The sequence below is a fragment of the Mesorhizobium sp. WSM4821 genome, from assembly GCF_055901555.1.
In genome coordinates this window covers 1996587-2014725 of record NZ_CM148371.1, presented here as the reverse complement: position 1 = coordinate 2014725, position 18139 = coordinate 1996587, and the positions used below count along the sequence as shown (strand labels likewise).

Sequence of the window (18139 nt, the reverse complement as noted above, 5' to 3'; positions counted from 1 at the left end):
GAGAGACGCGATGCCGGTTGAAATCGAACAGTTCATGTGCCGCAGCGACAATTTCGGTGTGCTGGTGCATGACCCGAAGAGCGGCCAGACCGCGATCGTCGACGCGCCCGAGGAGGCGCCGATCCTTGCCGCTATCGAGCGGACCGGCTGGACGCCGACCATGATCCTGACCACCCACCATCATGTCGACCATGTCGAGGCCAATATGGCGCTGAAGGAGCGCTTCAAGCTGCGCATCGTCGGACCGGAGGCGGAAAAGGCCAAGATCCCGGGCATAGACGAGACCGTCGAGCAAGGTTCGGTCGTCCACCTCGGCGAGGAGAGGATCGACGTGATCGCCACGCCCGGCCATACAGCGGGCCATGTCTCCTATCATCTGCCGGCGTCGAAAGTGGCCTTCACCGCCGATACGCTGTTCGCGCTCGGCTGTGGCCGGCTGTTCGAATGCAAGCCGCCGGTGATGTACGATTCGTTGAAAAAGCTCGCCGCACTTCCGGCCGACACGGTCGTCTATTGCGGCCATGAATACACGCTCGCCAACGCCCGCTTCGCGCTGACCGTCGACCCGACCAATTCGGCGTTGAAGGAGCGCGCCGCGAAGATCGAGGCGCTACGCGCCGATGGCAAGCCGACGCTGCCGACCACGATCGGTGAGGAACTGTCGACCAATCCGTTCCTGCGCTGGCACGACCCGGCAATCCGCAAGCATCTCGGCATGGAGAAGGCCTCCGACGCCGAAGTGTTCGCCGAGATCCGCAAGCGCAAGGACAATTTCTGACCATTGATCATCTCGAAACCATGACGTTCTGGAGGCCATGACCAGCTCCGCCGAAATCATCGCCACGCTCGGCCTGAAACCGCATCCTGAAGGCGGTTGGTATGCCGAAACCTTTCGCGATGGCGCGGAAGGTGCGCGCGGCCATTCGACCGCGATCTATTTCCTTTTGGAGCAGGAGCAACTGTCGGCCTGGCACCGCGTCAAGGACGCGGCCGAGGTCTGGCATTTCTACGCCGGCGCCCCGCTGGCGCTGTCGATCCATCAGGGAGGCGGGCCGGTGATCGAGCAGGTGCTCGGCACGGCTCTTGCCGCCGGTGAACGGCCGCAGATCGTCGTCCCTGCCGGTTGGTGGCAGTCGGCTCGCAGCCTGGGTGAATGGACGCTGGTCGGCTGCACCGTGGCGCCGGGCTTCGATTTCGCCGCCTTCGAGATGGCCGCACCGGGCTGGGAGCCGGGCACGCCCCAGGGTTAAAACCCAATCGCTTCGAACGACGAAATTCGACCTCAATGCGGCCCTTCTGCCCAATTTGCCGTGACCCGAAACCCGCCAATCGAAGGGCACTTGGCTTTCGGTTTGGCTGACGCCGTATCCAGTCAGACCGCCCCTTTAGCAGAAGGTGCGCCAGGGGCAAATTAGCTATGTGGAGCGAGGCTCCGCCTGAGCAGGGATCACTTTAGTTGACAGCCACGAAGGGAAAGCAACACTGCCGAATGTTCCTAAAGCTGTGGATTTTGTGTCGCTGGCAGCGTGATTTCGATCTCTGCCGGGGAAATCTTGTTGATTTCCTCCTCCTTCCCTCTCTGTATTTCTTCAAATATCACAGTCCCGATGGCTTTAACCTGACTGTAGAATGGCACATATTTCAGTAACTGATCCGCCAGCGTGATGGCAATTTTTGCGGCACCCTCTTGCCCATATTTTACACCAACTTTCTTGGGCTTGACATACTTGTACCGTGCGGAGATCTCCGTGCAGTAGAATTCGAGGGCTTTAGCCAGTTCCGATTGCCTCTTATCGTCTGGCTCGGCTTGCCAGTCGTTTAAGGCTTTCAGATAGTACTGGCCGAGATCATTGCGTATTGCCATCAATTCCGTGGGGTCAACTTGCGAAAGGCGACCGATATCGGGCAGCACTACCTGACATCGGAAGCCAACGCCGGGCTTCGGGGGGGCGTCCTTGCCTGACCGTAAAACGCTATCTAACATGAAGTCGTGCTCGTAGTTGTAGACGGGAAAATTAATCGATGTGTTGAAACTCCCAGCCTGGCTGATGAAATGACATTGAGCAAGCCAGCGGGCGTAAGCCTCGAATTCCCTACTATATCCTGAAAGTCGGCAAGCATCATAAAGGTCTCCATAGGTTACCTTTTCACTCGACAGACCGAGGGACTGCCCGACCGCATTGTATATTTCTTGACGTCTTATACCCGTATGCCCCCGTGCAGCGGTACGTTTATCTGCGATTTCAATCAGATCTGTTCGCCATTTCGTCGTACGCTCCCATATTCGATTGAGGTGGTCGGAGCGGCCCGCATCGATAATGTCTCTGAGTGTATCTTCTGGCGGGGTATCTCGGCACAACATTGTTCGCACGGAGCGTGCAAACCGTAGGCCGACGTCTTCACCTGAAGCGTAGAATGGTTGGGTCTTGCCATTTAATAGTGCATGGTCGACCTTAACCATTACTCGTAGTAGGCGGCTCCTCCGGGTATTTCCGAAATATTGTCATTCTTCCTAAGAATAGCCACCGCATCGCGGAATGGTTGAACTGATCTATCTCGGAATGTTGGAGTTATTATCCCGTCCCGACACGCAAGTTCAAAGAGGGATTCTTGTCCCTGGGTTCGCGACATATGAGAAAGAAGATTGCTGCACGAAAATATTGAAGCATCGTATCCCAATATCTTCTCTTGAAAAAGGACATTCATTACAAGACTTTTCTCAAACGAAGTGGAGTCAATACCACAGCTGATATCCATCGCGTTGAGCAAGCTGACGTTTTGCAGCATAAATACCCCCTCAAAAAGAGCCGCACGATGCTACTCGTCAACTGACACTTGTGTCCATAGCGGCAATTATCGGCTTGACGTACCGTGGTACGTCAAGCCGATAATTGCCCCCTAACGCCATAGTCTTCTTGTGATTTATAAACCGATCGCTAGGACATCCGAACTCAAAGTATGTGACACTGGTAGCCAGTCGCGTTTTCGGGGCAGCGGCGAAGCAATCCTCCAAGACCGGATATAGCGGCGTCTTACCGCCGAAGCTCGTTGGCCAGATGAACGGCAGCTTTCGCGGCGCGGCCGCCTGAGACCGGTCCTTCCGCTTTCCACCCAATCCCGGCCATTGGTGGCAGCCAGCCGAGTGAATTTTGATCCTAGGGTGTATCGAGCAGAAAACCCAGGGTAATCCCCAACTGCGCGGCGTAGTACAGCCCCCAGACCGCGTGGCGCATCCAGGCGCGGTGCGGCGAGATGGCGGGCGCCAGGAATTTTTCCGCGGCCAGCAGCCCGTCGGATGCCATGAACAAAACCGCGCCGCCGATGACCCAAAGGCTGTTCAGGGTGAGCACCGAAATGCCCATGGCGAGGATTGCTGCGATATAGCCGCCGACCGGAAGGCGCAGGGCGGGGCCGACACGGCGCCAGAGCGCAAGAAGCATGGCGAGCGCGAAGACGGCCATCGCCACGGCAATCGCCGGGCGCCACGGTTCGGCCGGGAGCAGCCCGAACCCGCCGCCGGAGCGTACGAACAGCACGACATAGAGCACATGCGCGGCGAGAAAACTGGCAAGCCCGCCGAGAAACGCCTTTTCGCCGTCGCGCGACAGCAAGGCATCGCCGATGGCGGCGAGCGCCAGCGCCGCGACGAGCAGCCCCGGACCGCCCTGCAGCAGGGCCAGCACGGCAAGCAATGCCACGGCCAGCGTCTTGACCGCCAGGCGTGCGAGGCTTTGTGGCATATCGAGGGTGAAGGCGTAGATCATCGCCGCCACCACCGAAAACAGCAGCGTCGCATTGGCATTGGCTTCGATGCCGCCGGGAAACGGCATCATGCCCCGGCCTCGCTCGTTGCCTGCCTGCGCAACAACAGCGATTTCGCCGCAAGGGCAGCCCCGCCGGTGATCAGCACGCAGGCGGCGAGGATGCGCAAGGACGGCTCGGCGAAGCCGGCCGATATCAGCACCAGCGTCGACAGCAGCGGCGCGGCATAGCTGGCCGCGCCGAGCACCTGGATGTTGCCACGCTTGACGCCGATATCCCAGGCGTAGAAGGCAGCGCCCACCGGCATCACCCCGAGGCCGAGCACGGCGAGCCACTGGCCGGCGCCGTCAGGCAGCACCGTTTCTTCCAGCACGAGATGGCAGATAAGCGACAGCGCGGCCGTAGCGGCACAGAACCAGGTGACGATGCCGGTCGGCACCGATGGGAAGCGCCGTGACAGCAGCGAATAGGACGACCACAGCACCGCGCAGACGCCGGCCATCGCATAGCCAAAGGAATAGCGCGCGTCGAAGGCCAGCCCGCCGCCCTTGGTGACGATCAGGAAAGTGCCGGCGAGGCCGAGCAGGGCGCCGACGACATGGTTCCAGGCCAGCCGCTCGCCCGGCATCAGCGCCGATCCGAGCACAATCAGCAGCGGCCACAGATAGGCGATGAGGCTCGCCTCCACCGCCGGCGCATTGCGCAGCGCGGTGAAGTAGAAGAAGTGGTAGCCGAACAGGCCGGCAATGCCGATCACCCAGACCTGCGGCGGTATCTTCTCGCTCCTGTCGGCAGCCGGCATGAACAGCCGCGCAACGAGCCCGACGCCGGTGCCGATCGTGAAGGTGATCGCCGAAAGCAGGAACGGCGGCACCGCGCCGGACGCATCCGTAAGCAGCGCCAGCAGCGCCCACATGGCGACCGCCGAGAAGCCGATCAGTGTTGCGCGCCCCATATCCGTCTCCGGCGGCGCGCGAAACGCGCCTATTCTGTAGCTTCGAACCGCTCCGCACTGACGGTGAGAGTGCCGATTTTCGTACCGACCGTGGCGTGGATCGGCGCATATACGCCGGTTTGGCCAACCGGTGCAAACGTTACCATGATACGGCTGCGATTCTTCAAATAATTCAAGGCTTTGCGATTCTTGCGGTAGCCCGCCACCGGCTCAAAACCCATCTTGCAAGTGACGGTCTCGCCCTCGTAGCCCCGCACCGACGTCGAGCCCTTCGAATCGTAGGTCAGCGTGAGGTTGGCGCGCATCTCGCCGTCATAGAGTTTCACCGTGCGCCCGCAGACCTTGTCGAGACTGTCGGCATGGATGACGGTGGCGGCCATCGGATCGAGCACCGACGCGAGATCGTTGGCTCCCAGCGGTATCCAATTCCTGGGATTGCGCTTCCTTGGCGCAGGCACGACCTTTGTCGCGGTAACAGCGCCATTGGCGAACTGGATATCGATCATCGATGCCTTCTCGCCTGACTTGTAGTCGGCACGGAACGCCTGCGGCTGCAATTGCGCGCCCGAAATGCGCCCTTTTGACGAGATCGTGCCACGCGTGTCGTCGAAAATTGTGGCAAGGCCGGCGCTGGAGACACTGCCGTCGATCGAATAGGCATCGCCTTCGTAACTGCTGGAAAAGGTTGCTTTCGCCACCGAGAGGCCAAGGAACGATACCGTATACTCGCCCTTGAAGGACCGTGGCGCGGCGGAGGACGTTGACGTCGGCAGCGCAACGGCGAGCAAGGCAGCAAGAGCATGAGACGAACGAAGCATGGCGGCAATCGGTCCTCGATTTTCGGCCGGAGACGAGGAGAAACTCCGGCCTGGCATGTCCCTGTGCGAACGCTTATAGGCTGAATTCCGGCCTTAATGTGAAAGGCACAGCGGCCTTGAGCGCCGTGCCGGTTGATGGCCAGGCGACGGCGCCAGAAATGAAAAAACCCGCCTCGTGGCGGGTCGTCGGCGCGGATCAGCACCACGCCAAGATTGGTAGCATAACTGCCGGCACAAAGCAAGAACAAATTTGCTGCCTTCAGCTTTGGAAATCGGCGAAGGTAACATCCGATTCCCCTTGCGCGGAGGTGTACGGCAGGACAGGGAAGGATCGCGCCTTCATTCGCTTCGCTGCCACCTCTCCCCGGCTTCGCAGTGGGCGAGGAACCCCAGGTCTGAGAGTTTGAGGGACAGCTCCTCTGCACTGCCAGGAATCTCCCCCGCAAGCGGGGAGATTGGCAGCTTCACCCCAGCTTCACCGACGGAGCTTGACGCATCGGCGAAATGCAACTATGGAACGCCAACTTTTTCCATAAGGCCGCCTGACCGAAACCGCGCGCCGCCCGGCGCGGGTTGAATGTTTGGTCAGACCGAGAACTGAAGGTTAGAACCCATGTCCCGCACCTGCGAACTCACTGCCAAGGCAGTCATGTCCGGCAACAATGTGAGCCACGCCAACAACAAGACCAAGCGTCGCTTCCTGCCCAATCTCGTCAATGTGACGCTGATCTCGGAAGCGCTGAACCAGAATGTGCGCCTGCGCATTTCGGCCAACGCGCTGCGCTCGGTCGAGCATCGCGGCGGTCTCGATGCGTTCCTGGCCAAGGCCGACGCCAAGGAGCTGTCGCAGCGCGCTCGTCTGTTGAAGAAGCAGATCGCCAAGAAGCTTGCCGAACAGCCGGCCGCTTAATTTTTTCCAGGCGGGGGACAACCGCCTTCCAAGGAGTGTCGTCCGAACTCGGCATGACACCCCGCTGGTTCCATTACCCAGGATAAAAAAATGACTTTTTTCTCCCGTTACCTGCCCTTCGTGGCCGCTATGGCGCTTGTCGTCGTCGCGTCGAACATCCTCGTTCAGTTCCCGATGCAAGGTGCGGTCGGCGGCCTGTCGCTGGCCGATATTTTGACCTGGGGCGCCTTCACCTACCCGTTCTCCTTCCTGGTCACTGACCTTGCCAACCGCCGCTACGGCCCGGCCGTGGCGCGCCGGATCGTCTTTGTCGGCTTCATGACGGCGGTGATCTGCTCGATCCTCATTCCGCCCTTGCTGTTCCGCTACGGCCTGATCGAATTCGAGACCGCCGCCGACCGGCTGGTGCGCATTGCCGCGGCTTCCGGTACCGCGTTCCTGATCGCACAATTGCTCGACGTGGCCGTGTTCAACCGGCTCCGCCGGCAGAGCTGGTGGCGTGCGCCGATCGTCGGCACGCTGGCCGGCTCGGTGTTCGACACCGCCGTGTTCTTCACGGTCGCCTTTTCAGCGGCCTTCGCCTTTGCTGGCCCGAACGATGGCTTCGCGCTCGAGACCGCGCCGCTGATGGGCGTGCTGCCGATCGAGGCCATGCGCTGGGTGTCATGGGCCCTCGGTGATCTGGCGGTGAAGCTGATCATCGCGGTGGTGGCGCTGATCCCCTATCGGCTGCTTGCCGCCCGCTGGAGCCAGCCGGCACTGGCGGTATAGAGCATGATCCCGAAAAGTGGGAACCGGTTTTCGGGAAAGATCACGCTCACAGGTTCTCAAGTATGATCCCATGGGTCCAGCTCGATACCGCGAAAACGCCTGACGGCGACCACGAGCTTCGCCTGAAACGGCGCGGCGCCGAGTTCTGCATCATGCTCGGCACCAACGAGCTGATGAACAGCCGTCTCAGCGGCTCCGAGGAAGCGCTGGCGAGATTGTCCTGCCAGAGAATTGCCGGCCGCCGGCAACCCAAAATCCTGATCGGCGGGCTGGGCATGGGTTTTACGCTGCGCGCGGCCCTTGCCGAGATTGGCGCGGATGCCGATATCGTTGTCGCCGAGTTGGTGCCCGCCGTCGTCGCGTGGGCGCGCGGCCCGGTGGCCCCGGTGTTCGGCGGTTGTCTCGACGATCCGCGCGTGACTGTTCGCGAAGCGGATGTCGGACAACTCATACGATCGGAAGCCTCGGCCTGGGATGCCATCCTGCTCGACGTCGACAACGGGCCGGAAGGGATCGTCCACAAGGCCAATGATGCTCTTTACAGCATTGCCGGACTGAATAGCGCGAGAGCAGCGCTCAAGCCCGGCGGCATTCTGGCGGTGTGGTCGCAAGGCCCCGACAGCGGCTTTACCCGCAGGCTCAAGCAGGTGGGCTTCGCGGTCGAGGAGGTCAAAGTCCGCGCCAACGGCAAACGCGGTGCCCGCCACGTCATCTGGATCGCGACCAACGGACCCCTGCCCGCAGCAGCCGGCGCGAAGCTGTAGACCTGCCTCTACCATCCTGCCGACTGCTCAATCCTGGTGCAGGACAAATTCCAGGTAAAGATTGCGCTGCAGGATCGAGTGGTTGTCGTCCGAGACCAGCGACACCATCAGCGCGCCATCGTCGCGGGTCCAGACATCCAGCCCTTCCATGTTGTCGATCTGGTAGCCCATATCGGCCTCCATCAGCACCGGCCCGTCGGCAACGGCGCCCTTCTCGACGCTTTCGCCATAGATACGCCTCAGCCGCATCTTGACGCCGCCGGCCATCGAAAAGCTGCGCTCCAAAAGCAGGAGGTCGCCGTCGGGCAGGAAGGCGCCGTCGGTGATGTCGAAATCGCCGTTGCGCTTGACGGTGAAGACGCCCTTGTGCGGCCCTTCGATGATGGCGGCATAGATGTTGCCTGATGTGTCGAGGCTCTTTTCCGAGACCACGACCAACCCGCCCTGATGCTGGCCGTTTGGATTGGCATGGGTGACGGTCTCGAAGCCGCGATTCAGGCGAAGCTCCCGGGCCGGAACCAGGAAATCCAGCTGTTTGAACGGCGCTTTCATATTGTCCGGCTCGATGCTGAACTGGGCGACGCGCTGCTGGCGCTCGAAGCCGACGGTGGCGATGCCGTCCTCGACCGCGAGGCCTTCGGCGTCGACCTCCCATTTCTCCTCGACCGGCTGGCCCGATACGTCGACCATCTCTTGCATGCGGAAATTCTGAATGCCCGCGGGGCGCTTGTCGGCATCGTGGACAATCGTGCCGAAGAACCAGAAGCCGGTGTCGGCGACGCCGATGAAATCGCTGCCCGGCTTGAGAAAGCGAAACGCCGACAGCCCGCCCAAATCGCGTGACGGCGAGGTCATCTCCAGCCCGCCGACGAATTCGAGCGGGCCGAACCGTTCTTCGTCACGGCCGATATGAAACCGGGTTATCCGCCGGACCGACACTTCGGTCGGCTCGACCGAAACCGGGGCGGCAGTGGTGGAAGGCGACAAGGCGATGCCGGCAACGAACAGTGCTGTGGCGGCGAAAAGCGTGTGCCGAAAGCCGCCCCGCGAAAAACTCATCCGGCGCGCCGCATGCTGCCGCGTCGCGTGTCCCGCGCGCTTTCCTCGCCGAACAACGAAGCGAGCTGCTCGGTCATGGCGCCGGCCAGTTCCTCGGCATCGACGATGGTGACGGCGCGGCGATAGTAGCGGGTAACGTCGTGGCCGATACCGATGGCCAGGAGCTCGACCGGCGAGCGCGTCTCGATCAGTTCGATGACGGCGCGCAGATGCCGTTCGAGATAGTTGCCCGGATTGACCGACAGCGTCGAATCGTCGACCGGCGCGCCGTCCGAAATCATCATCAGGATCTTGCGCTGCTCCGGCCGGGCGATCAGGCGGTTATGTGCCCACAGCAGCGCCTCGCCGTCGATGTTTTCCTTGAGCAGGCCCTCGCGCATCATCAGGCCGAGATTGCGGCGCGCCCGCCGCCACGGATGGTCGGCGGATTTGTAGATGATGTGTCGCAGATCGTTGAGCCGCCCGGGGCTAGGCGGCTTGCCCTCCTTCAGCCATTTCTCGCGTGCCTGTCCGCCCTTCCAGGCGCGGGTGGTGAAACCGAGGATCTCGACCGAGACGCCGCAGCGCTCCAGCGTGCGCGCCAGGATGTCGGCGCAGGTCGCGGCGACCGTTATCGGCCGGCCGCGCATCGAGCCCGAATTGTCGAGCACCAGCGTCACCACCGTGTCGCGGAACTTGGTCTCGCGTTCCTGCTTGAAGGACAGCGGCTGCATCGGATCGATGACGACGCGCACCAGCCGCGCTGGATCGAGATAACCCTCTTCGAGATCGAAATCCCAGGAGCGGTTCTGCTGCGCCATCAGGCGGCGCTGCAGCCGGTTGGCCAGCCGGCCGACGACGCCGGACAGGCTGGCAAGCTGCTTGTCGAGGAAGGCGCGCAGCCGATCCAGCTCTTCCTCCTCGCACAGATCCTCCGCGCCCACCGTCTCGTCGAAGGCGGTGGTGAAGACCTTGTAGTCGATCTCCTTCGACAGATTGGTGAAGGGATCGTCGTTGCGGCGCGCCTCGCCGGGCGTCTCGGCATCGGCGTCGTCATCGTCGGACAGGTCGTCGGCGGTGGCATCTGACGCCTCCGTCTCGGCCGATTGCTCGTCGTCGGAAGACGCCTCGGCGTCGTCGGACTGCGACTGATCGGAGCCGGAATCCTCCTCGCCGCCCTCCTCGCTCTGCTCCTCGCCTTGCGGCTGGTTGTCGTCATCGTCGTCCGAGTCTTCGGTCTCCTGGTCGTCGCCGAGTTCCTCGGCCATTTCCATGGAGGCCAGCATCTCGCGCACGACGCGGGCGAAGGCCTGCTGGTCGTCGAGCCTTGCCGACAGCCCGTCGAGATCGGCGCCGGCTTTCTCCTCGACCCAGGGGCGCCAGAGGTCGACCAGTCGCTCGCCGCTCTTCGGGACAGTGCGGCCGGTCAGCTTTTCGCGCACCATCAAGGCCAGCGCCTCCTCGATCGGCGCGTCGGCCTTGTCCTTGACGTCGACGAGGTTCGCCTTGGCGTATTTGTCCTCGAGCATCGAGCCGATATTGTCGCCCACACCTTGCATGGCGCGAGAGCCGATCGCCTCGACGCGGGCCTGCTCGACCGCATCGTAGACGGCGCGGGCCTGCTTGCCCTCCGGCGCCAGCCTGGTGTGGATGCGCGCGTCGTGGCAGGCGCGCTTCAGCGCCATGGAATCGCCGAGGCCGCGGGTGATGGCGATGTCGGCTTTCGACGCTTTCTTCGGCAGTTCGGGCAGCCGGGCGCGGCTGCCGGCGAGCGCCGGCCGATCCTTGGCGAAACCGACTTCGAGATCCTTGTCGCCGGCAATCGCGCGCATGCAGACGGTGACGGCGCGCTTGAAGCCGTCGGCTTCAGAACCCGTCTTCGACTTGTTGCGCGTGTTGTCGCCCGGACCCGCCATCGATCATTCCTTGACGCGCGATCTTGTCCGAAAAGCCGTGCGACTTTTCAGAACCATGCTTAACCCAGCACCACATTGGCGGCGCTCTCCGGCAGGTCTTCACCGAAGGCGCGCTGGTAGAACTCGGCCACGAGCGAGCGTTCCAGTTCGTCGCACTTGTTGAGGAAGGTCAGCCGGAACGCCATGCCGATGTCGCCGAAGATCTCGGCATTCTCGGCCCAGGTGATGACCGTGCGCGGGCTCATGACGGTCGAAAGGTCGCCGTTTATGAAGGCCGAACGCGTCATGTCGGCGACGCGCACCATCTTGTTGACGATCTCCTTGCCCTTGCCGTCGCGATAGTGCTTGGCCTTGGCCAGCACGATGTTCACCTCATTGTCGTGCGGCAGATAGTTCAGCGTGGTGACGATCGACCAGCGGTCCATCTGCGCCTGGTTGATCTGCTGGGTGCCATGATAGAGGCCGGTGGTATCGCCGAGGCCGACCGTGTTGGCGGTGGAAAACAGCCGAAACGCCGGATGCGGGCGGATGACCCGGCTCTGGTCGAGCAGCGTCAGCCGGCCCGACGATTCCAGCACGCGCTGGATGACGAACATCACGTCCGGCCGGCCGGCATCGTACTCGTCGAAGCACAGCGCGACATTATGCTGGTAGGCCCAAGGCAGGATGCCGTCGCGGAATTCGGTGATCTGCAGCCCTTCCTTGACGACGATCGCGTCCTTGCCGACGAGATCGATACGGCTGACATGGCTGTCGAGGTTGACGCGCACCATGGGCCAGTTGAGGCGGGCGGCGACCTGCTCGATATGCGTCGACTTGCCGGTGCCGTGATAGCCCGACACCATGACGCGGCGGTTGTAGGCGAAGCCGGCGAGGATCGCCATCGTCGTGTTCTTGTCGAACAGATAGTCCGGATCGATGTCGGGCACATGCTCGCTCGTCACCGAATAGGCCGGCACGACCATCTTGGACTCGAAGCCGAATTTCTCCTTCACCGACACCGTGGTGTCGGGCAGGTTGGCGATGTCGCGATCGACCTTGTTCATCACTATCAACGTCTCCACGGGCGAAACGCCTGATTTCGCCGGCAATCGATTTTGTCCGGGGGCGGTCTTAGAGCCTTTTCCAACCTTATGAAAGTTGGAAAACGACACGGACCGTAAGGTCGCTCAGCACAATCCTGCCTGCTTGAGCACGCGATAGGCATGAAGCACATCGCGGAACCGGTCTTCCGAACCTCTGTCGCCGCCATTCGCATCCGGATGGTGGCGTTTTACCAGTTCCTTATAGCGCGCCTTGATATCCTTGCCAGTCGCCTTTGTATCAAGACCAAGCGTTTCCAGCGCCTTGGCCTCAAGCGGCTTGGCCTTGCGCTCGCGCGGCGTCTGCGGATCGTTGAACAGGTTGAAGGGGTCGCGCATACGGTTGTAATAACCGGCGCGGCCGGAACGCTGCTGGGCGAAGTCGGGTGAAGAGCGCGTCGAGGCGCCGTTGATGCCCATCTTCCAGGTCGGCCGGTGGCCGGTCATCGCTTCCTTCTGGAAGCGGGCGATCTCAGTGTCGGGAACGCCGGAGAAATAATTGAAGCCCTTGTTGTACTCGCGCACGTGGTCAAAGCAGAACTGGAAATACTCGCCCTCCTTCATGCGTCCGACCGGCGCGCGATGGGTGCCGGCCTCCTTGCAACCGTCCCATTGGCAGATCGGCGAGCGCGACTTCAGCTCCGCATCCTTCTCCGGCCGGATACGAATTTTCTCGAAATATTTGGGGTACGGTTTCATCTCACCCATTTATGGGCTGTTCGCTGATGCGAAACAAGAATTGACATTTTCGCGATGATCGCCCTAACCGCTGAATCGCGGCATAAAGCGGGCGATTGGCGGATTTTGTCGCGGCGACGGCATCGCGCGTCCTCTGGGACGCGCAAAGAGCACCGATTTTCGGGGATCATGCGCCGGCCATATGTGGTGAAGGGAAGTGCGAATGTCCATACAGTCGACGATGGAAGGCAAGTTGAAGACGGCATTCTCGCCGGAGCGGCTGATCATCATCAACGAAAGCCACCTTCATGCCGGCCATCACCATCAGGACTCCGACCACCACGGCGCCTATGACGGCACCGGCGAGACGCATTTCCGCGTCCGCATCGTCTCCTCGGCCTTTGCCGGCATGAGCCGCATCGACCGCCACCGCGCGGTCAACGAATTGCTGGCCGACGAGTTGAAGGCCGGTGTCCATGCGCTTGCCATCGAGCCGGCAGCACCTGGCGAAAACACCAGGTGGTAGGATCAGCCGAGCGCCGACTTGAGGAAGATCATCACCGCAGAGGTCAAGGCTTCGCCCTCGTCACCGAAAGCGCGATCGATCGCCATGTGCGAATAGGCGCTGCCGTCGAATAGTGTCACCTCCGTTCCGGTCGCCCGCAGGCGCTCGGCGAACGCCCGTGAAACTGTCGCGCGACCGGATGCGCGCGAATAGGCGATGAAGGTCGGCGGATGTTTGCGTCCGCCGACCTGGGCGGCAGGCGACAGCGCGCGCCACTGCGCGGGGTCGGGAAAGGCCCTGGCATAGGCACGTGTCATGCCGCCGCTCCTCGCAAGCGCCTCAAGGTCATAGGCCTTGGTATCGCCAAGGACGAGCGCCGCGACGCCGGGCAAGCCGCCGCGCAGGCCGGTCAACGCAGCGAGATGGCAACCGGCCGAATGGCCCATCACCGCTATCCGGTCCGGATCGCCGCCGTGTTTGGCGATGTTGGCGCGCACGTAGCGATATGCCTGCTCGACATCGTGCGCCTGGCTGGCGACATCGGCCTTGGGCAGCAGCCGGTAATCGATGGAGACGAAGCAGAAGCCGTTGTCGAGCAGGAAGCCCGGCTTGGAATCCACGTTGTTGCGATTGCCGGCGCGCCAGGCACCGCCATGGATGTAAAACACCACAGGCAGGCCGCGCGCGCCATCGCGCGAGTAGATGTCGAGCCTGGCCGGTCCGTAGTCGAAGGTTTGCGGAGAAGGCGAATGCTGGCGCGATGCCGCTGAAGCGCTGGCCGGCAACAAAGCCATCGACATCAAAAGCAGGGTTCGCCGATCGATCACCGTCATCTCCAGACAGCCCAGTTCCAGACAGCCCAGGGGAAAGTGCATCGAGGCGCGGCGAACGTCCAGTCAAGGATTGGTCAGCCGGACAACAACCTAAACCTCGCCGGCCGGCCTGATCCTCAGCCTTGCGATCCGGTTCTTGTCGCGTTTCATGACGACGAAGCGCTTGCCGTGAAAGGTGAAAGCCTGCTTTTCGTCCGGGATCAATTGCGTCTCGTGGATGACAAGACCGGCAATGGTGGTGGCTTCCTCGTCCGGCAGATCCCAGCCGAGCGCCCGGTTCAGGTCGCGGATCGACACCGTGCCGTCGACGACGACGGAGCCGTCGGCTTCCTGCTTGACGCCCTGCATGTCGATATCGTGCTCGTCGGCGATCTCGCCGACGATCTCCTCGATGATGTCCTCCAGCGTCACCAGCCCCTCGACCTCGCCATACTCGTCGACGACGATGGCGAAATGCGCCTTGCGGCGCAGGAAGGCGTTGAGCTGTTCCTGCAGCGTCGTGGTGTCGGGCACGAACCACGGTTTTGAAGCGATCTTCATCACGTCGATCTTGGAAAAATCGTTGCCGACATCGTTCAGCGCGCGCAGCAGGTCCTTGGCATGCAGCACGCCGACGATGTTGTCGAGCGAGCCCTTCCACAAGGGCATGCGGGTGTGCGGGCTCTGCAGAATCTCGCGCACCACCGCTTCCGGCGGATTGTCGGCATTGACCGAGCGCATGTTGGTGCGATGGACCATGACATCGGACACTTCGAGCTCGTCGAGATCGGAGAGGCGGCCGATGCGGGCGCGATCCTCGCGCGCCACCTGGCCATCGCGCCGAAAATCGTCGGCGGCATGGCGCGATTCGTCATGGTTCTGCGGCTCGATGCGCAGCAGTTTGTAGCCGAAGGCCGCAAGCAGGCGCGCGCGAAAGGCGAAAGCGAGCAGGCCGAGCCCGGCAAGGACAGCAGCGACGATCCAGCCGGGCTCGTTCATCCCGGGCGGCCCTGCTGACCCGGGCTTTTCTGCCGATCCGGATGGTTCTCCTTCAGAAACGACAGCACTTCCGACGCCGGCACATCCCTGGCGATGAACGCCTGGCCGATGCCGTGTGTCAGGATGAAGGTCAGCGCGCCGCGCGACACCTTCTTGTCCTGGGTGATGAAGGCAAGCAGCGCCTCGGCATCAGGCAATTCGCCGGGAATGTCGGCCATGCGCCAGGGCAGGCCAACGGAGCGAAGATGGGCCTCGACGCGCGCCGCATCGTCGGGGCTCGCCAGATTGAGACGTGACGAAAAGCGATAAGCCAGCGCCATGCCGATGGCGACCCCCTCGCCATGGACGAGACGGGCGCCGTCATAGCGGGTGGCGGCCTCCAGCGCATGGCCGAACGTGTGGCCGAGATTGAGCAGGGCGCGGTCGCTGGTCTCGAACTCGTCGCGAGCGACGACATCGGCCTTGGCGCGGCAGGCTTCGGCGATGGCCTGCGCCCGCTCCGGGCCACCGGCAAACACTTGGCCCCAGTTCTCCTCCAGCCAGGCGAAGAAGTCCGGGCGGTCGATGAGGCCGTATTTGGCGAGTTCGGCGTAACCCGCCCTGAACTCCCGGATCGGCAGCGTGTCGAGCACTTCGGTGTCGGCCAGCACCAGCTTCGGCTGATGGAAGACGCCGACGAGGTTCTTGCCACGCGCACTGTTGATGCCGGTCTTGCCGCCGACCGAGGAATCGACCTGGGCGAGGAGCGAGGTCGGGATCTGCACGAAATTCATGCCGCGGCGTACAATGCCGGCGGCAAAGCCGGCCAGATCGCCGATGACGCCGCCGCCGAGCGCGATGACGACGTCGCCACGCTCGAGCCTTGCGGCGAGCACGCCGTCCACCACCTCCTCGAGATGCGCGAAACTCTTGGTCTTTTCCCCGGCCGGCAGCGTGATGACGGCAGGCTGGATGCCGCCCTGTTCGAGACCGGCCTTTAACGTTTCGAGATGTGCTGTGGCGACATTGTCGTCGGTGACCACCGCGGCGCGCGTGCCGGGCAAGCGGCGCGAAATCTCGGTGCCTGCGCGGGAAAGCAAGCCGGGGCCGATCAATATGTCGTAGGCGCGGTCGCCAAGCCCGACTTCGACGGTGACTGTCGCGTTGGCGCTCACGACCGCACCTCGCCTGTCGCGGCTGCAACGCCGAAATGCCTGCAAAGCGCGCTCACCACCTCGGCCGCGATGACCTCCTTGCGATCGTCGCGGGTCGGCACGGTGACATCTGCGGTTGCGTAGACCGGATAGCGCTCGACCATCAGCCGCTCGATCACGGCGCGGGGATCGGCGCTTTTCAGGAGCGGCCGGTTCTGCTTCTTGGAAACGCGCTCCATCAGCAGGTCGATCTCCGCCTTCAGCCATACCGACACGCCATGGCCCGCAATTGCCTCCCGCGTCTGCGCGCTCATGAAGGCGCCGCCGCCGGTCGACAGCACCTGTGGGCCCTGTTCAAGCACGCGCAGGATGACGCGTTGCTCCAGCGCCCGGAACTCGGTCTCGCCATAGCGTTCGAACAGCTCGGGAACGGTCATGCGCGACACGCTTTCGATCTCCTGGTCGCTGTCGATGAAAGGCAGCCCCAGCATCCCTGCGACCTTGCGGCCGATCGCTGTCTTGCCTGCGCCCATAAGGCCGACAAAGACGACGGAACGGTCACCCAGCCGGCCGAGCAGCGCGGCGTGGCTTTCATCATGAGGATTTGCTGGCAGCGCGTTCATGACACCATGGTGTTTCCAAGCAGGTCCCGCAAAAGTGCCCCACGGGTTGGCGATAAGAACCTGCGACAAACCAAAGAATCCAAGCAGGTGTTCGTGGGCTGGCATAAATGCCTGCTTGAAGCCCTCCTTGCCGGCGTATCGACATCAAAAGCCTGTTTGCGTCAAGCGTGACGCGCACCGCGGGTCACTCGAGCTTCGTCCTTGAATTGGCCGGATTGGCATCCCATAAGGGCACAGGGTTTGGAAACGCAGACAAGAAGACGGGCGAAAATTGATGCCGACACTGTTTCGCTTTGTCGTGACGCTCACGATTCTGGCCGGCATTGTCTATGGCGCGATGTTCGCTCTGGCGATGTTTGTCGAGCCGAGAAAGGTCGAAATGAGCGTACGCATTCCTCCCGAAAAGCTGAATCCCAAGAAAAATTGACCCAAAAGAAATGAACAGCGCGGCCCGCATCGAAGCCTTTCTGGAAATGATGAGCGCCGAGCGGGGCGCTGCCGAAAATACGCTTTCCAGCTATCGCCGCGACCTCGAAGACGCTTCGGCCGAGATCGACGGCGGACTTGCGGCTGCTGCCGCCGCCGATATCCGCGCCTATCTCGACGATATCGCCGCGCGCGGTTTTGCCGCCACCTCGCAGGCACGCAAACTGTCGGCGATCCGTCAGTTCTTCAAGTTCCTTTATGCCGAGGGCCTGCGCGGCGACGATCCGACCGGAACCCTGGACAGTCCGAAGAAAGGCCGGCCGCTGCCGAAGACGATGAGCGAGGTCGATACCGGCCGGCTGATCGACCGTGCGGCGCTAGAGGCAGGCGACGCCTCGCTGAACGACGGCGACAGCCTGGCGGCGCTGCGCCTGCATGCGCTGGTCGAGGTGCTCTACGCCACCGGTCTGCGCGTTTCCGAGCTGGTCGGCCTGCCGGTGACGGTGGCGTTGCGCGACGATCGTTTCTTCATGGTGCGCGGCAAGGGCGACAAGGAACGCATGGTGCCGCTGTCGGCAAAGGCGCGCATGGCGATGCGGGCCTGGCTCGCTGCCCGGGCAACGGTGCCGGCTTTGGCGGACAGCCCGTTCTTGTTTCCGGCAGCAAGCGACAGCGGCTATCTCTCCAGGCAGGTCTTCGCCCGCGACTTGAAGGGCCTTGCCGCGCGGGCCGGCATCGCCTCGGCGAAAATATCGCCGCATGTGCTGCGCCATGCCTTCGCCAGCCATCTCCTGCAGAACGGCGCCGATCTCAGGGCCGTGCAGCAGTTGCTCGGCCATGCCGACATCTCAACCACCCAGATCTACACGCATGTGCTGGAGGAGCGGCTCGTGCGGCTGGTCAACGATCATCATCCGCTTGCCGACTAGGCGTCATATCGCTATGTG

At 62.5% G+C, this 18139-nt stretch carries 20 protein-coding genes; 8 read left to right on the top strand and 12 right to left on the bottom strand.

The features are described from left to right. Nucleotides 1-10 precede the first annotated feature (10 nt). Together gloB and AC0NID_RS09660 are read left to right on the top strand one after the other, a co-directional pair. Nucleotides 11-778, top strand: a complete 768-nt coding sequence (gene gloB / locus AC0NID_RS09665; RefSeq protein WP_473457689.1) for a hydroxyacylglutathione hydrolase — start codon at nt 11-13, stop codon at nt 776-778. A 37-nt stretch (nt 779-815) separates the two neighbouring features. Further along, entirely contained in the window at nt 816-1250 is a 435-nt protein-coding gene (locus AC0NID_RS09660) for a cupin domain-containing protein (RefSeq protein ID WP_473457690.1), read from the top strand. Nucleotides 1251-1495: 245 nt separating this feature from the next. Here AC0NID_RS09660 and AC0NID_RS09655 read toward each other — a convergent pair whose 3' ends face one another. From AC0NID_RS09655 to AC0NID_RS09640, 4 genes are all read right to left on the bottom strand, one after another. Then, on the bottom strand, nt 1496-2461 hold the full coding sequence (locus AC0NID_RS09655) for a hypothetical protein (protein WP_473457691.1): 966 nt from the start codon (nt 2459-2461) through the stop codon (nt 1496-1498). A 694-nt stretch (nt 2462-3155) separates the two neighbouring features. Next, nucleotides 3156-3833, bottom strand: a complete 678-nt coding sequence (locus AC0NID_RS09650) for a lysoplasmalogenase family protein (RefSeq protein WP_473457692.1) — start codon at nt 3831-3833, stop codon at nt 3156-3158. Then, nucleotides 3830-4717, bottom strand: coding sequence for an aromatic amino acid exporter YddG (yddG, locus tag AC0NID_RS09645; protein WP_473457693.1), 888 nt, complete (start codon nt 4715-4717; stop codon nt 3830-3832). Before yddG ends, AC0NID_RS09650 begins: the two co-directional genes overlap by 4 nt. A 29-nt stretch (nt 4718-4746) precedes the next feature. Next, nucleotides 4747-5535 (bottom strand): DUF3108 domain-containing protein, encoded by a 789-nt coding sequence (locus tag AC0NID_RS09640; RefSeq protein ID WP_473457695.1) that lies wholly within the window; start codon nt 5533-5535, stop codon nt 4747-4749. 613 nt (nt 5536-6148) lie between these two features. Between AC0NID_RS09640 and rpmB the strand changes: the two genes are divergently transcribed. The 3 genes from rpmB to AC0NID_RS09625 all read left to right on the top strand — a co-directional run bounded on the left by rpmB (nt 6149) and on the right by AC0NID_RS09625 (nt 7980). Further along, complete coding sequence (gene rpmB, locus AC0NID_RS09635) at nt 6149-6445, top strand: 50S ribosomal protein L28 (RefSeq protein ID WP_006328411.1); 297 nt, start codon at nt 6149-6151, stop codon at nt 6443-6445. Nucleotides 6446-6535: 90 nt separating this feature from the next. Continuing rightward, nucleotides 6536-7216 carry a queuosine precursor transporter gene (locus AC0NID_RS09630; RefSeq protein WP_473457697.1) on the top strand — a complete coding sequence of 227 codons (681 nt, stop codon included), beginning with the start codon at nt 6536-6538 and terminating at the stop codon, nt 7214-7216. Nucleotides 7217-7278: 62 nt separating this feature from the next. Continuing rightward, entirely contained in the window at nt 7279-7980 is a 702-nt protein-coding gene (locus AC0NID_RS09625; RefSeq protein WP_473457698.1) for a spermidine synthase, read from the top strand. A 27-nt stretch (nt 7981-8007) separates the two neighbouring features. Here the strand turns inward: AC0NID_RS09625 and AC0NID_RS09620 are convergent, their stop codons facing one another. The 4 genes from AC0NID_RS09620 to AC0NID_RS09605 all read right to left on the bottom strand — a co-directional run bounded on the left by AC0NID_RS09620 (nt 8008) and on the right by AC0NID_RS09605 (nt 12724). Next, nucleotides 8008-9039, bottom strand: a complete 1032-nt coding sequence (locus tag AC0NID_RS09620; protein WP_473457699.1) for an esterase-like activity of phytase family protein — start codon at nt 9037-9039, stop codon at nt 8008-8010. Next, on the bottom strand, nt 9036-10934 hold the full coding sequence (cobT, locus tag AC0NID_RS09615; protein WP_473457700.1) for a cobaltochelatase subunit CobT: 1899 nt from the start codon (nt 10932-10934) through the stop codon (nt 9036-9038). Before cobT ends, AC0NID_RS09620 begins: the two co-directional genes overlap by 4 nt. Nucleotides 10935-10993: 59 nt before the next feature. Beyond that, nucleotides 10994-11980 (bottom strand): cobaltochelatase subunit CobS, encoded by a 987-nt coding sequence (gene cobS, locus AC0NID_RS09610; protein WP_292165477.1) that lies wholly within the window; start codon nt 11978-11980, stop codon nt 10994-10996. Between the two features lie 123 nt (nt 11981-12103). Further along, nucleotides 12104-12724: a J domain-containing protein gene (locus AC0NID_RS09605; protein ID WP_473457702.1), complete on the bottom strand. Its 621-nt coding sequence runs from the start codon at nt 12722-12724 to the stop codon at nt 12104-12106. A 193-nt stretch (nt 12725-12917) separates the two neighbouring features. Between AC0NID_RS09605 and AC0NID_RS09600 the strand changes: the two genes are divergently transcribed. After that, nucleotides 12918-13220, top strand: a complete 303-nt coding sequence (locus AC0NID_RS09600; RefSeq protein WP_473457704.1) for a BolA family protein — start codon at nt 12918-12920, stop codon at nt 13218-13220. Nucleotides 13221-13222: 2 nt separating this feature from the next. Here AC0NID_RS09600 and AC0NID_RS09595 read toward each other — a convergent pair whose 3' ends face one another. The 4 genes from AC0NID_RS09595 to AC0NID_RS09580 all read right to left on the bottom strand — a co-directional run bounded on the left by AC0NID_RS09595 (nt 13223) and on the right by AC0NID_RS09580 (nt 16766). After that, entirely contained in the window at nt 13223-14026 is an 804-nt protein-coding gene (locus AC0NID_RS09595) for an alpha/beta hydrolase (protein WP_473457706.1), read from the bottom strand. 96 nt (nt 14027-14122) lie between these two features. After that, nucleotides 14123-15010: an HlyC/CorC family transporter gene (locus tag AC0NID_RS09590; protein ID WP_473457708.1), complete on the bottom strand. Its 888-nt coding sequence runs from the start codon at nt 15008-15010 to the stop codon at nt 14123-14125. Continuing rightward, nucleotides 15007-16164: a 3-dehydroquinate synthase gene (aroB, locus tag AC0NID_RS09585; protein WP_473457710.1), complete on the bottom strand. Its 1158-nt coding sequence runs from the start codon at nt 16162-16164 to the stop codon at nt 15007-15009. The genes AC0NID_RS09590 and aroB overlap by 4 nt, the downstream gene beginning before the upstream one ends. Further along, nucleotides 16161-16766, bottom strand: a complete 606-nt coding sequence (locus AC0NID_RS09580; RefSeq protein WP_473457711.1) for a shikimate kinase — start codon at nt 16764-16766, stop codon at nt 16161-16163. The genes aroB and AC0NID_RS09580 overlap by 4 nt, the downstream gene beginning before the upstream one ends. Before the next feature lie 274 nt (nt 16767-17040). Here AC0NID_RS09580 and AC0NID_RS09575 point away from each other — a divergent pair, with 274 nt between their 5' ends. Together AC0NID_RS09575 and AC0NID_RS09570 are read left to right on the top strand one after the other, a co-directional pair. Then, complete coding sequence (locus AC0NID_RS09575) at nt 17041-17193, top strand: histidine kinase (protein WP_145720154.1); 153 nt, start codon at nt 17041-17043, stop codon at nt 17191-17193. A gap of 10 nt (nt 17194-17203) precedes the next feature. Next, nucleotides 17204-18121: a site-specific tyrosine recombinase XerD gene (locus tag AC0NID_RS09570; RefSeq protein WP_473457712.1), complete on the top strand. Its 918-nt coding sequence runs from the start codon at nt 17204-17206 to the stop codon at nt 18119-18121. Nucleotides 18122-18139 lie beyond the last annotated feature (18 nt).